Source organism: Deinococcus aerophilus, from assembly GCF_014647075.1.
Lineage (GTDB): Bacteria > Deinococcota > Deinococci > Deinococcales > Deinococcaceae > Deinococcus > Deinococcus aerophilus.
Genome location: NZ_BMOM01000025.1, coordinates 1 through 14,187, shown reverse-complemented (window position 1 = coordinate 14,187; position 14,187 = coordinate 1). Strand labels below are relative to the sequence as shown.

General features: G+C 69.7%; 8 protein-coding genes and 1 pseudogene. 3 read left to right on the top strand and 6 right to left on the bottom strand.

Annotated features, from left to right (window positions below; genetic code table 11):
• Positions 1-71: 71 nt before the first annotated feature.
• The 3 genes from IEY21_RS13110 to IEY21_RS13100 are packed head-to-tail and all read right to left on the bottom strand — an operon-like array spanning position 72 to position 2,640.
• Positions 72-527, bottom strand: a complete 456-nt coding sequence (locus IEY21_RS13110) for a hypothetical protein (RefSeq protein WP_188904803.1) — start codon at positions 525-527, stop codon at positions 72-74.
• Positions 524-1,453 carry a phage NrS-1 polymerase family protein gene (locus IEY21_RS13105; RefSeq protein ID WP_188904802.1) on the bottom strand — a complete coding sequence of 310 codons (930 nt, stop codon included), beginning with the start codon at positions 1,451-1,453 and terminating at the stop codon, positions 524-526. Before IEY21_RS13105 ends, IEY21_RS13110 begins: the two co-directional genes overlap by 4 nt.
• On the bottom strand, positions 1,450-2,640 hold the full coding sequence (locus tag IEY21_RS13100; RefSeq protein ID WP_188904801.1) for a zinc ribbon domain-containing protein: 1,191 nt from the start codon (positions 2,638-2,640) through the stop codon (positions 1,450-1,452). The genes IEY21_RS13105 and IEY21_RS13100 overlap by 4 nt, the downstream gene beginning before the upstream one ends.
• A gap of 992 nt (positions 2,641-3,632) precedes the next feature.
• Between IEY21_RS13100 and IEY21_RS13095 the strand changes: the two genes are divergently transcribed.
• Positions 3,633-4,391 carry a CAP domain-containing protein gene (locus IEY21_RS13095; RefSeq protein WP_188904800.1) on the top strand — a complete coding sequence of 253 codons (759 nt, stop codon included), beginning with the start codon at positions 3,633-3,635 and terminating at the stop codon, positions 4,389-4,391.
• Positions 4,392-6,042: 1,651 nt separating this feature from the next.
• Here the strand turns inward: IEY21_RS13095 and IEY21_RS13090 are convergent.
• Positions 6,043-6,780, bottom strand: a complete 738-nt coding sequence (locus IEY21_RS13090) for a hypothetical protein (RefSeq protein ID WP_188904799.1) — start codon at positions 6,778-6,780, stop codon at positions 6,043-6,045.
• 885 nt (positions 6,781-7,665) lie between these two features.
• Between IEY21_RS13090 and IEY21_RS13085 the strand changes: the two genes are divergently transcribed.
• Complete coding sequence (locus tag IEY21_RS13085) at positions 7,666-8,874, top strand: hypothetical protein (protein WP_188904798.1); 1,209 nt, start codon at positions 7,666-7,668, stop codon at positions 8,872-8,874.
• Between the two features lie 196 nt (positions 8,875-9,070).
• On the opposite strand, the gene IEY21_RS13080 is transcribed toward IEY21_RS13085, so the two are convergent.
• Entirely contained in the window at positions 9,071-10,657 is a 1,587-nt protein-coding gene (locus tag IEY21_RS13080; protein WP_188904797.1) for an ABC transporter substrate-binding protein, read from the bottom strand.
• A 919-nt stretch (positions 10,658-11,576) separates the two neighbouring features.
• On the opposite strand from IEY21_RS13080, the gene IEY21_RS13075 reads away from it, so the two are divergent.
• Positions 11,577-12,875: a replication initiator protein A gene (locus IEY21_RS13075; RefSeq protein WP_188904796.1), complete on the top strand. Its 1,299-nt coding sequence runs from the start codon at positions 11,577-11,579 to the stop codon at positions 12,873-12,875.
• A gap of 187 nt (positions 12,876-13,062) precedes the next feature.
• Here IEY21_RS13075 and IEY21_RS13070 read toward each other — a convergent pair.
• Positions 13,063-14,109: pseudogene (locus tag IEY21_RS13070) on the bottom strand (IS3 family transposase); the annotation flags it as partial.
• Between the last annotated feature and the right edge of the window lie 78 nt (positions 14,110-14,187).

Below are 14,187 nucleotides of genomic sequence, written 5' to 3'. Positions count from 1 at the left end.
ACGGCGCCGATCTCGGCACCCGCGGCGGATCACGAAGCGGCCTCAAGAACACGGCGGCGTGATCATCGCCCTCACCAGACCATCAGGTGGCGCACCGCGCGCCGCTCCGGCCCGCCGCTTCTCTCGTCTCCGTCGCGCACCAGCTGCCCGGTCGCATACGCGTCCCAGCGCAGCACGACGTCCACCAGCCACCCGGGCGTGCCCGCGTAGTCGCCCCGCTCGATGTAGGTGCGCCCCTCCACCGTGGCCACCCCCAGCTGCGGGTCGAGCGTGGGCTTGTCGCCCCCGGCGGACCAGCGCCACACCTGCGCCGCCCACGGCGGCAGATGGTCGACCCCGAGCCGGACCACGCCCGGAACGCCGGTGAGGCTCAGGCCGCCGGGCGTGGCCGGCATAAGCAGCTCCTCCCCCGCCACCACCGTGGGGGCGCAGGGGCCGGACAGCGCGCGGCCCAGCGTGATGAGCGCGCGCTCCTGTTCGGGGGTGGGGTACAGCGGAACGGTGTACTCGTGCATCTGTGCGGTCATGACGGTTCTCCTGGGGGTGAGGGGGGGTGGGGCAGCGTGGGGCCGCCCAGGGCGAGGGCGCGCTCGACGGTGCGCTGAAGGTAGCTGCGTCCCGCCCCGTCGGGACGGTCCCAGCGCGCGCGCGCCAGGGCGCACGCGCGCATCACGCGCTGGATCTGCCCCGGGTCCTGCGTGGCGAAGCGCAGCATGCGGGCGAGCGCGAAGTCCGCCTCCGACGGGCTGGGGTAGCCCCGCAGGTCGCCGGCGAGCAGCCGGGCCAGCTTGGGGGCGTTCCGGAGCGCGAGCAGCCGGGCCAGGACCTCGGCGTCGGTGGGGGGGGAAAGCAGCGCGGCGCGGCCGGCGCCGGGCGGCACCGGCCCGGAGGGCGGCCGCGCCTCCAGCGCCGCGACCCGCGCCAGCGCGGCGGCGCTCGAGGGCGGGCCCGCGTGGCCCGGCCACACGTCGCCGGTGACCGTGATCAGCCCGCGGCGCAGCAGCTCCAATCGTCCGGCACGCCGGTTGCCCGGTTCCGGGGTTCCGGGCGGCCCGGGCACGGCCCACGCGAACAGGTGCAGGCCCGTGCCCGACGGCGAGCGCTCGGCGTAGCCGGGTAGCGCAGCGAGCAGCGCCGCGGCGGTGGCGTCGGGCACTCCGTGAGCATCCAGGCAGCCGTCGAGGTCGACGCACACCAGTCCGCCGCCCAGGGCGAAGTCCACGCCGTCGCCGCGCCCGGCACGGTGGTCGGCGCGCACCGCGGCCCACGGCCGCCACGCGCGCGGGTCTCCGGCGTCGTGCGCCCGCAGGCCCCCGCCCGGCACGGGGACGACCGGCACCTTGCCCACCCCTCCGCCGGCGCGCCGGCGGGCCTGCCACAGCCACCAGCGCGGGCGGTCAAGCAGCGGCCAGTGGGCCTCCACGCGGGCGATCCGGGCGGCCGCCCCGGTCACCGCAGCCCCGCCTGGCCGAGCCGGTACAGGTTCTCGGCCGCGTTGTCGTCGCGGTCCAGCGCCGCGCCGCACGCCCGGCAGCGTCCCTGACGCCCACGGAAGCGCACCCCCCGGGGGGTCAGGCAGCGCGCGCAGGTGCGGGTCGCGCCGGCGTGGGCGGGCACCACCACCAGCCGGCGGCTCAGCCGGGCCACGTCGAGCAGGTAGCGGTGCTGGATCAGCGCGCCGCTCCAGCCGGCCCACGCGAGGTAGTCCGCGCGCACGCGCTCGAACCCACGCAGGTTCAGGTCCTCGACGGCGAGCTCGGGGTGGTCGAGCAGCTCGCGCAGCGCCGCGTCGTGGACCGGCCGCAGGCAGGTGGTCACGAGCAGCGCCTGACGGCGCAGCCGGGCCGCGTCCAGGTCCCAGCGCCGCCGCAGCGTGCCCGGCGGCGCCGCGGCCTGCGGGGGCCGCCAGCGGCCGGGCATGGGGTTGTCGTACCGCGTCACCCCCCGGGCGCTGCGCAGCGTCCACAGCCGCCGCATGCCCGGATCGGCGGCGATCAGGCCGGCCTGTCGGGGCGGAGCGATGTCCTCGACCCGGAAGGTCCAGATCAGCCGCGGGTCCGGGCCCCAGCGCAGCCGGGGGCGCTCGAGCAGCGTCAGCCGCACCACCGGACACGGCGGAGCGGGAAGAGGGGGGGCCGGGGGCGCGTCCCAGCGGGCGAGGTGGCCGAGCAGTCGGGCGTCGGCCGCGGCGTCGCCCAGCACGGCCAGCCGGGTGAGTTCGGTCTGTTCGGCGTGCAGGCGGCCCAGGAACTGGGCCTGCCACTGCGCCGCCGCGTGTCTCGCCGCGTGGGGCAGCAGGAACAGCGGCGCGGCCACCGGCGTCTCCAGGCCGCCGAGCTCGACCGCGTGGTCGCTCAGGGGCCGGGCGGCCACCCGCAGGACGTCCGGCGGTCCGGCCGGCAGCGGGCCGGCGCACGCGGCCCGCCCGAACGCGGCCGCGAGGTCGTCGAGGGTGGCGCCGGCCAGGTCGTCGGTCCAGCCGACCTGGCCGGCCACGGCGCGCAGGCGGTCGCGGCCCAGGCCGGGCCGGGCGCTCAGGGCGCGCCACACGTCGGCGGCCACCTGCCGCTGACGTTCCAGGCGCGCCCGCTGCGCCGGGGTGGGATACAGCTCGTGTTCGATGTCGAGGGTGTCGGGCACCGGGGTCTCCTTGGAGCGGCCACGCCCCGGGGGGCGCGCCGCGGGCCAGGACTCTTTACAGCGTCTACTGACGCCTTTACTTCTGCTTTGGAATGGGCGCTTTCCTTCCCTTTTTCTGGCTTGAAGAGCGGGCGGTTTCCGGCCTCCCCCCGGTGTCCACGGGGCGGTTCACCCCAGGCCTGCTGGACGGACCCCACATCCTTGCCCCCGGGCGCCGCCTCGGCCGGCGCGTGAGAGCCGTCATCCCCACGGCACGCACCTGCGGCCACCGGGTCCGGCCCCGTCTGGTCCGGTGGCCACGTCACTTCCGCGCCCTCCTCCTGAAGGTCCAGGCACCTTCTGAGGTGTCCCTGGTCCCTGCCCTGGACTCCAGGACTGCCCGCCGCCGGCTGCCACCACCCCGCGCTTCCCCCGTTCCTCCGAGGTCCCGCTCTCATGCCCAGTCTCCGCACGCGGTCCGGCCCCGAAGCGTCATGGAACGCCGAGGCCCGCGAGGTGCTCGCGCTGACCAACGAACTGCGCACCCGCGGCACCATCAACGGCGCCGACCTGCGCGCGGGCATGTGCTTTCAGGGACGCGCGACCGTCGGAGCCCTCCGGGCCGCCGCGCTCGCCGCCTCGGCGTTGTCGCAGTCCCGGGCACGGCCGCAACCTGACCGACCCCGACGACACCTCGCCGGAAGTCGGCCACACGCTCAGCGCCGCGCCCACCGCTCCGGCCAACGGTCCGCGCGACGTGCCGGTGTACGACCACAACTGGGTCCAGGTGTTCGGGCGGTACTGAAGGGGGCGTGGCCGGGTAACCCCGGCATGGGCCCAGAGTCAGTGGTCAAAAGACCGTGAAACAACAGGGCTCTGGCGCAGCGCCCCATATCTGCCTGACAGCGGCGGGATCTTTGCCTAAGCTGGAAGGCGTCCTGCGGAACAACCCATTCAATAAAGACCGCTCGGCGCGCCGCGTCCGTCTGGTCCCCCCCGCAGGAGGAGGCTCCATGAAAACACCCCTGAAGATCCTGTTCCTCGGCGCGCTGAGCCTGTCCCTGGCGGCGTGCGGCGACCTCTCGGTGGGCTTTCCTCCCGGCACCGACCTCAGCGCGGGCGGCACCCCTCCCGCCACCGCGCCCAGCGGTCCGGTGGCCGGCGGCGTCAACCCCGCGTGTCCGGCGGCGTTTCCCAGCGCCGCGCCGTGCACCGCCGCTGACGGCGGCGCACTGACGCCCAGCGACACCGAGGTCGCCGCCCTGAACTACCTCAACGAGTTGCGCACGCGCGGCACCCTGCGCGGCAGCACCACCGACCCGCGCGGCTACAGCATCTACTACAACGCCTGCGCCGAGGCGCTGTGGGCGCGCGACCACGGCGGCGTGCCGGCCCTGAGCTTCGAGAGCCACGTGCACTACGCCGCGCACATGCACGCCAACTACCTCACCGTGAACATGGTCGCCGTCGGGAACGGCTTGACCCACACCCAGATCCCCGGCAAGCCCGGCTTCACCGGCGTGACCGTTGGCGACCGCCTGAACCTCGCCGGTGCCCGCATCACCACCGGCGGGGCAGAAAACGTCAGGGCCGGCAACATGGTCAACCTGATGCCGCCCGACGAACTCGCGTACGAGGCCATCCGCGGATTCCTCAACAGCCCCCCACACTGCAAAAACATGATGTATCAGGGTTCCGGATATGTCGGCATCGGCGTCGGCCGTCAGGACGACCCCACCTTCGGATCCCTGGTCCTCAACGCAGTGTGGTAACCCCCCGCATCCCCCGCCCCCTCGCTCCCCGAAAAGAGACGCCTTGACCCAGCCTCCCACCCCTCCCGGAACGCCGCCCACGCGCGTTCCGGGCGTTTCGTTGCCCACCCGCCCCGGCCCGCTTGCCCTCTCCACGCCCCTGTTTGCCCCGCCCGGTGCCCCGCACAGTGCCCCGCACAGTGCCCCGTGCTCCCCGCCCGGCGCGCTGCCGGCCGCCGCCGAGCAGCGCTCCGGCGCGCGGCGCGTGGCCGTGGCCGACGGCGCCGGCTGGCAGATTCTCGAGCACACCGCCGCCGGCTGGCGTGAACGTGCCACGCTCGCGCCCGGCGGCGGATACGACGCGGTGCGCGGCGCGGCGCTGCCCGGCTGCGCTCCGGACGGTCCCCACGCGGCCCTGGCCGCCTTCGACGCCCTGCTCACCCGCCCGCGCGCCCGCGCGCGCCGCCCGGGCCAACCTCACGCTCGGCCCGGGCCCCGCGCTGCCGATCATCGCCGCGCACGGGCCTGTGCGTGCGCTGCTGATGCCGCGCCGGGCACACGCGTTGTTCGTGCACCGTGTTCGAACGTGTGCACGGTCGCTCCGGCACGTGGCGTTGCGCCGTCGCTTCCACGCGTGGGTGTGCACCGACACGCCGGCACGCTGGTGTGTGATCGCCGCTGGGCGCCCGGCGTGTGCGCTGCACGGTGCATCACGAACCGGTGTTCGCCCACCGGTCTCGGCCGGGTTGATGCGGCGTGGGTCGTGGCGTGGATGCAGCAGTCCTGCTTCGGGGCATGCGCACAGCGGTGGCCCGGCACCAAGACCGTTCCGTCCGCGCCTTCCCTCGTGTCGATCCGGAATCCGCGGGGCCGCTGAGGGCCCCAGACTGCGCCCCCGGCGGCCCATGTCCGCATAGACGGAAACCCAGCCCACAATGCTGGGCCTGGAAGGCGTGTGCGCCGGTGTTGACGGTGGCATTTCGGCACAGGCGATGCCCAGGACTGTTCTGATCATGAGGCTGGAGCATCGACCGGGCGAGCGGCTCAAAACAGGGCCGGCGCCTCGTGATTCGAGCCCACACCGCTGCGTGAGCGTTGCTCTTCACCTGAGGGCGTGGGGATGCCGCGGTCACGGTGCCGCCGCACCTGTCTCCCGGGTGCGGCGTGTGCAGATGACACCGTGAACCGAAGCGTAGGAATGACACCGTGAACGAAAGTGCAGCAGACGACGCCGTGAACCGAAGCGCCGCAATGACACCGTGAACGAAAGTGCAGGAGACGCCATCGTGAATGAACGTGCAGAGCGGTGAATCTGTTTTCGTGGTGTCTTTCGGCACCCTGAACCGCAGGCGTGGACGGCGCGGGTCTTGTGGAAGTGTGGTGCGAACCTCAGGGCGAAGGGTGGTGTGAACGCGCGGCTGCCGGACCAGGGGTGACGGCGCGGGTCTGCATGGCGAAACGGCGCCGTCCTGCGGGCACAGGCGCTGGGCAGCGTGCCGGCACCCCATGAAAGACGCCGGTGCCGGGCGTGGGCGCCCTGGACCGTGCCCCCCTTTCCCGAACACTGCGCCCGCGCCGCCGTCTGCACCGACCGCACCGACGTGCCCGTTCTCTGTACCCCACATGCAGATGGGCGGCGAACCTCAGCCGCCGCCCACCCCGTGCCGCCCGCTCAGCGCCGGGCGGGAGCCGGACCGGCGAGCCTCAGGGTCCAGATCAACCGCAGGGCCTCCTGCTGCTGCCAATGCCACCAGACGCGTGCACACTCACCCATGCACTCGTCGAACTCCCGGATTTCCTGGTAGTACTTCAGCTCGTCTTCAAATTCCTCGCAGGAACCGGGAGAATAGGCAGACCTTTCACAGGATGCACCGGGCGTCCCGAGCACTTCCTCGAGGTGTCTGCGCAACTCCTGGAGTGAGAAGAAGTCTTCCGGCGCCTTGCCTCCAAGCATGACCCCTTCCCAGTCGCGGCCGTACCCCCAGTCGTTGTGTCTCTGGTCGGGCTCCTCGTATGGAAGCGCCTGACCGTACAGGACGGCCGACCAGGTAGAACACCGAACGTCTGCGACGCTGTCCTCCAGTTCAGCGATGCGGTAATCCTCCACGACATGCAACGGAGACAGGCGGCACAGGGCGCGTTCCAGCGGGCTGCCAAGCAGCGCCTGCCGCACCCGGTCGGCGTCCTGATAGAGGTGCACGGTACAGGCCTGCTCCTGGCCGTCCACGTACTCCCGCCGGGTGATGGCGTAGCGCTGCGCGTCGAGGCCGTACACGGCCAGATGCTCGGTGCGGCTGGAGACCTCGGCACCGGGAGCGAGCAGCGCCACCGGCGGCGTGGAGACCTCGGCCAGCAGCCGGCCGAGAATCGAGAGACCCGGGGGGGCGCACCGGGGAACGTCGTTTTCCATAGATCCTCCTCGGGGTCAGCGCGGGTCTGACCCCCACACAGCACACTGGCATGGGGGGGTTCACGCGAAACGGTCAGCGCCCCAGCTCCGCAGATCAAGACGTCTTGAACGGCCCCCTTCGCCGCGTGAAGGCGCCGCGCCCGCACCGGTGCGGCTTCCTCCCCGTGGAGCGTGAAAAGTCCCCGCGGCACACGGCCGGCGGCCCTGTCCTGAGGTGTGCCGCCCGCAGCCGGCTTCCGGTGCCCAGGGGGTACCGGCCGGCCCCAGACATCCGCGTGCGCACTCTATGTCCGCATGAACGGAAACCCAGCCCACAGTGATGGGCCTGAAGCACGTGTGTGTCGACATTGATGGTGGAAGTTCCACGAACGCGCTGCCCAGGACTGTTCTGATCATGAGGCCCGCGCACCGGGGTGTTCGGTGAACCCACCTCTCCCCTTCCCCGGTGGCCGTCCGTTCCCGCATCCACGGCCACGACTTCCCAAGTTCGGGCCGCTGGACCGCGAACCCACCGCCCGGGCAGGCCGACGCACTCCGTGTCTCGCTTGAGGAGTCCGCCGTGTCTCCGATGAGGAGCGTGCAGCCTGGACCGCGTCCACCGCGCATGTTGCCCCGGGCGGCCGCGGCCGTCTCCAATGAGGAGGTCCCGGGGGCCCCCGCGGCAATCCGGAGGACAGACATGGGTCGGTTCAGGAGCCGCGCCCTGGAGCCGTGAGGAGCGCCGCGTCTCGGATGAGGGCTGAACATCACCAAAACGTCGTCCGGAACAGCCTTTTCCCCATGCCGTCCTCGACCCTTGTCTGTTTTCTTGTCTGTCTTTCTTTTAAAAGACAAAGACACAGCCCAGAAAAAAGGCCTCTTTCCCCCCCCTGCCAGGATGACGGTATGCAGGTCGATCACGTGCTTCCCCTGATGTCGCTCGCGCCGGTGGGCGCGGCCCGCTCCAGCGCCCCCACCTTCCGGAGCGTCGACGTGGTCCTCGGCCGGGTCTCGCTCGCCTACACCGCCGCCAGTCCCCTGAGCCTGCCCCACGGCGCCGACCTGCGCGTGCTGCTCGCCCTGCTCGCCCACGCCGCCGACGACGGGCAGGTGCGCCTGGGCGTTCCCACGCTGCTGCGGGCCGCGCAGTTCGGGGCGGGTGGCCGCCAGCACGCCGCGCTGTTCGCTGCCCTGGACCGCCTGGCGGCCGCGCGCTACACCGTGACCCGGGCTCCCTCGGCGCTGGGCCTGCCCCCGGCGTTCACGCTGGTGTCCTGGGCGGGCCAGGCCCCGGACGGTGAGTTGCACGTCGAGCTGGGCCCTGACCTCGCCGCTCAGCTGCGCGGGGCCCGGGCGCGTCCCGCGCGCCGGGCGGACGTCCCGAACGGCGCTCTGGCCCTGTACGGGGTCCTGAAGACCCTGGGCCGCGTGCCCGGCATGGACGGCGAGACCGGATGGCGGCTGCCGGTGGCCGCCACCTGCGCGCTGCTCGGGTTGCCGGGCCGGAGCGACAACGCGCGGCGCTCCCTGCTCACCCTGGCGGTCGCGCTCCAGACCGCGGGCCACGTCGGCGGAGTGCAGATCACGGGCCGGCAACTGGTGATCACCGACGTGGGCCCCGACGCCGGGCTGGTGGCGCTGCTGCGGGGCGAGGGACTGAGCCGCGGCAGCGCCGCGACGTTCGCCCGCACGCTGGGCGAGCAGGTGCGGCCGTGTCTGGCGCGCGCGCGCGAGGTCCGGCAGGACGGCGAACGCCGCGGGCGCCCGGTCCGGCGGTGGACGGCGCTGCTCGCCGACGTCCTGCACCACCCCGACAAGTACGACGTCCACAGCCGGCCGCCCGTCAGTCCGGCACTGAACGGCGCGCCGCTTCCCGGCCGGGCACCCGAGGTCAGGAACGCGGGGCGCCCGGCCACCGCGGGCGACATGCCCGTCGCCGCCGAGGGTCGCCTGCGGCCCAGCGCCCTGTGGCGGCACAAGAAAACCCGGGCGCTCGTCATGATCCGCTCGGTCGAGGGAAGCCGGTACGTCCTCGACAACGGCGAGCAGGTGAACGCGGTCGACCTCCACTGCAGGTACGACTTCGAAGCCGCGCCGTCCGGAGCCAGCACCTGACGGCTCCCGCCCGGGTGGCGTGGCCCGGCCGTTCCCTCTCGGCGACCCGACCTGCCCACACCACAGTTCCCTCGGCGGGAATTCAGCCGCCTGCGGACGTCTCGCGCTTCCGCTCAGCACCGTACTGGATGCTGGTGATCAGGATTGACGTCGCTCGGAGACGATCAGTTGACCCTGATCCTCCATGTTGTCGCGGTTACTTCTTGCCGGCGATGCTGATGGTGTTGAAGGACTCGATGCCCAGCGGGCTGGGGGTCCAGCCCTTGACGTAGGTCTGGGCGACCGCGAGCGGCTGGCTGTGGGCGATCGGCACGCGGTACGCCGCGTTGTAGGTCATCTCGTGAATCTGGCTGTAGATCTTGGCCTTGGCCGCCTGGGTGGTCGCGGCGCGGCCCTGTTCCAGCAGCTTCTGCAACTCGGGCGGGTTCCAGCCGATGTCGCTGCTGCCGTTCTCGCCGTAGTACGCACCGTAGAAGTTGTCCGGGTCGCCGTAGTCGCCGATCCAGCCGATCATGTACATGTCGAAGCCGGGGGTGGCGTTGCGGTCCTCCAGGTACTTGGCCCAGTCCTCGGTCTTGAGGTTGACCTTGATGCCGATGGCCGAGAGGTCGGCGGCGATCGCCTCGGCGATGGGTTTGGGGTTGGGGAAGTACGGACGGCTGACCGGCATGTACCACAGGTCGATCGAGAAGCCGTTGGGGTAGCCGGCCTCGGCGAGCATCTTCTTGGCGGCGGCCGGGTCAAACTTGTAGTCGGCCGGCACCTTGCTGCTGTTGGCCCAGGCCAGGACCGGCGGCACGAAGCTGGCATCGCTGACCGCGAGCCCATTCCAGAACGCACCCGCAATGGCTTTGGTGTTGATCGCCATGGAGACGGCCTGACGCACCTTCTGGTTTTTCAGGTACTGGTTGTTGTTGTTCATGCTGACGAAGCCCACGTTGAAGCTGGGGCGCTTGATCGCCACCAGATTCTTGTCGGCCTGGATGCTCTTGAGGCTGTCCGGGGTCAGATCACTCGCGAAGTCAATGGTCCCTGCTTTCACTTCATTCAGGCGCTGCGACGGGTCTTTGATATTCCGGATGACCAGCTGGTCCACCTTGGGCTTCTCGCCCCAGTACGTCTTGTTGGGGGCCAGGATCACGCGGTCACCGGTGCGCCAGCTCTGGAAGATGAAGGGGCCCGAGCCGACGGGCTTGCTCGCGGGCGTGCCGTACTTGGCGCCCTCCTTCTTGATGGCGGTGGGGGACGCGATGCCAAAGTAGCCGGCGGCGAGCACCTGCGGCAACACGGTACTGGACTTGTTCAGGTCTACCCGTACGGTCAGGTTATCCACCTTGACGATGTTCTTGATGACGGCGGTGGGGTCACCCTTGAAGCCGCCGAGCAGGTCGCCGATGATCTCGAAGGTGCGGCCCTGGTCGCGGAAGCCGTAGGGGTGGCTCTTGTCCCACCAGCGGCTGAGGTTGAACACGATGGCGTCGGCGTTGACCGGGGTGCCGTCATGGAACTTCACGCCCGGGCGCAGCTTGAAGGTCCAGGCCGTCGAATTGGCGTTGGGCACCCATGAGGTGGCCAGGGCCGGCACGAGGTCGGTGGTGCCCTTCTTGAACCCCACCAGGGTGTCGTAGATCTGGAGCTGCACCAGAATGCTGATGCCGTCGGTGACGTTGGCCGGTTCCAGGCTGATGGGTTCGCCGTTGCCGCCGAAGACCAGCGTGGCGGCACCGGCGGAAGACAGGAGGGCCGAGGTGGCGAGCAGGGTGCTCAGAAGTGCCTTCTTCACGGTGAATCCTCCAGAATCTGGACCTGGGCCAGCACCCGTATGCGGTGGGGCACAGGAAGAGATGGGCAGGTGAGAAAAAAGGGTGTGGGTTAAAGGTAGGGTGAAGCCTGCAGGGTGTCAAGCGGCCGTCACCCCGCCCCTGATCTCTCTGAGCCGCCTCCGTCTGTGTGCTTCTCTCCGGATCCGCCTCCCCGGGAGCGACGCCTCAGTGGTGCCCGGCTTCCGCTCCGCTCTGGTTTGCGCATGGCGATCAGGTCGGTGAACTGCAAGTGGTCAACCTGGAGAATCAGGTGCCGGGTCAAGGAGTCCTTGCCGATTTCACCGGAGACGCGCAGCGTGAGCCGCCGCGCTCCACCATTGGGCAGGGTCAACGGCTGATCCAGGTTATGCCCGCGCCCCCACAGCGGGGCGAGCGCGACCGGTCATGGCCACCCCGGCCGGCGATCCTCAGATCACGCGAGTCCATATGAACCCACCTTCCAGCCCAAGGTTTCTCCGTCTCTTCCCCAGCGGCACCATGGTATCGCTACCTTTGAGTCAGAGCCATCGCTACCTTTGAGTCAGGGGGCGATATTTCCCGTGCCAGACAGCAGATCATGACTATCGCTACCTTTGAGTCAAAGGCCCGGCCGATCACGGAACCGGGCACGCTACCTTTGAGTCACGGGGCCCCCGGGCCTGTCGCTACCTTTGAGTTTTCAGGGGCAGAAAAGCACGCTACCTTTGAGTCGAACCCTCGCTACCTTTGAGTCAAGAGGGGGCGAAAAGCACGCTACCTTTGAGTCGAAACGGGCCAGAAAGCACGCTACCTTTGAGTCAATAGGGGCTGCAAACCCGCACCCAGCGCAGGTCCGCAGCGGTTCCTTGATGATGCAATCAATCTTTTTTTATATCTTTTAAATCACTATAATCATCAATCATGCACCAGGGCAGCGAATCGTTGATCAATGAGCTCACCCTGGCGCGTTCCGGGGTGTTCAGCATCCTCAACCGCGAAGGTGGAAACGACCAGAGCTGGGAAACGACGTTCAGCATCGGCGACCGCAATTTCTACGTGCAGGGTATGGCTGCGCGCGGCCGGCCGCATGGGGTGGATCCGGACGTGCTGCTCGCCCTGCAGACCCTGTTCTTCGACGCGGGATGTCCCGACGATGACACGGTGGAGTGCACGGCCTACGCGCTGCTCAAGCTCACCCCGATGGGCACCCGGGGAAACGCCTACAGCCGGCTGCGCGACAGCCTGCTGCGGCTGGAGGGAGTGAGCTGGCTGACGCGCGTGTCCCGGCCGTCGGGGGGGCGCTACCGGGGGACCACCGAGACCACCCGCCTGATCGACCGCATCTCGGTGCGCGACACCAGCCTGAGTGCCAGCGGAGAGGGCGGCACCATCGAGGCGGGCGCTCCGTTGCGCGTGACCTTCTCGCGCCACTTCGCGCAGTCGATTCGCGAGGGCTTCTACCAGATTCTTGACGCCGAGCTGCTGGGCGACCTGAAACAGCCCACCGCGCGCAGCCTGTACCGGGTGCTGCAGGCCCACCGGGTCGGGGACGATGGCTCGCTTGCGCGCGAGCTGCCGGTCATCATGGCCGCGTGGCGTGAGGCCACCGGGCTGAGCGGCCAGCGGTCCAACAACGTCAAACGGACCCTCGACGGGGCCCACGCCCACCTGATCGCGGCAAAGTACCTGCGCGACGTGGCCTATGAGGGCTCGGGCGACGGCACCCGCATCACCTACGCCTTCGAGGGCGAGGCCGACCCCGAGCTGGTGAAGCTGCTCACCGACATGCAGGTCGCCCGCCCGGTGGCCGAGAGCCTGGTCACCGAACATCCCGAGCGCATCCGCGAGGCGGCCAGCGCGATGCGGGCCCGACTGGCCGAGGGGTTCAGGCCCCGCTCGCTGGGAGCGACGATGGTGGACGCGGTCCGGAACCCCGAGAAGTACGCTCCCCCGGTGTCCACGCCAGGGCCCCGGGCGTCCCGGCCCAGGGGCAAGGCGGCCCCGGAACCTCAGCCGATGTTGCTGCCCCTCAGCCGGGAAGAATCGCTGGGCATGATCCGCAGCGTCCTGCGGGTCAAGCTGGGCCGCGCCCTCCACGGCGAGGCGCTGGAGAAACTCATGGCGCTGTCACCGGCGGCGGTCGAACGGCTGGCCGCGGCCGCGCGGGGAAAGGAAGACCTGATCGCGGCCGTGGCGCAGGCCACGGGCGAGTCGCCGTAACCGTCTGCTGAACGGGGCGGCGGGCCATCTGAACCTCAGGCGGCCCGCCGCCCGTGAACGTGCGCCCCACCCCCGACAGGGGCACTCCACAAATCTGTCCCACGCCCGGCACGATGGCTGCCACACTGCCCCGGTGATATTGAGAACCATGAACCGATGGGGCTGCCCCGCTATTGCGTAGTTGAGGTTAAGCGGCTTTAGCTTGGCGTTCGAACTCGTGAGGCGTCAAGTAGCCCAGGGTGGAGTGACGGCGCTGTCGGTTGTAGAAGACCTCGATGTATTCGAAGATGGCCTGTCGGGCAACGGTGCGGCTCTCGAAGATATTGTCCTCGAACAGCTCCCTTTTCAGGGAGCTGAAAAAGCTCTCCACGACAGCATTGTCCCAGCAATCTCCCTTTCTACTCATGCTTCCTTTGGCCCGCTTGCGGGCCAATGCTTCCTGAAAAATCCGGCTGGCGTATTGACTTCCTCGATCGCTGTGATGAAGCAGACCAGGCGCTGGACAGTGACGCTGCACGGCCATCTGGAGGGCAGCCAGCGGCAGAGCCGCAGGCATCTGAGCGTCCATGGCATAGCCCACCACCGCGCGCGAATGCAGATCGAGGGTCACCGCCAGGTACAGCCAGCCTTCTCTCGTCGGAACGAACGTGAGATCGGAAGCCCAGACCTCGTTAGGCTGCTGGACGTTGAGCTGACGGTCCAGGAGATTCGGGCAGATCGAAAAAGAATGGACACTGTCCGTGGTGCGCACCCAGCGCCGTTTGCCTCTAGCCCGCAGACCTCCGGCACGCATCAGGCGAGCGACGCGCTTCCTGGAAATCTGCACACCTTCCGCGCGCAGCTCGGCATGAATGCGCGGGGCTCCGTAGCGCCCTTTGCGGCGCTGGTGAATCTCTTGGATGCGCTGCTCCAGCAGCGCATCCCCTTGCTGTTGGTTGGAGACAGGCCTTCTTCGCCAACTGCGGTATCCACTCACCGAGACCTCCAGCACGCGACACAGCACGTCCAGGCGGTACTGCGGACGGTAAACGGTACCTCAGCGTGTGGTTTCCCGGGCAAAGAAGGCGGCGGCTTTTTTTAAAATTTCTCGCTCCTGGCGCAGGGTTTCATTTTCTTTGCGGAGCCGTCGGATCTCTTGTTGTTCCGGAGTCAGATGCTGCTTTCCCTGGCCAGGGAAAGCAGCATCGCCCTGTTCCTGTTCGGCCGTCAGCCATTTGCGGAGCAATGAGCTGGAGTGAACCCAATCAAGCGGACCGCGGGGCAAGTCACATCTGGGCGGCAGTGTAGCGGGCGGCGAACTCGGCAGGTGGGA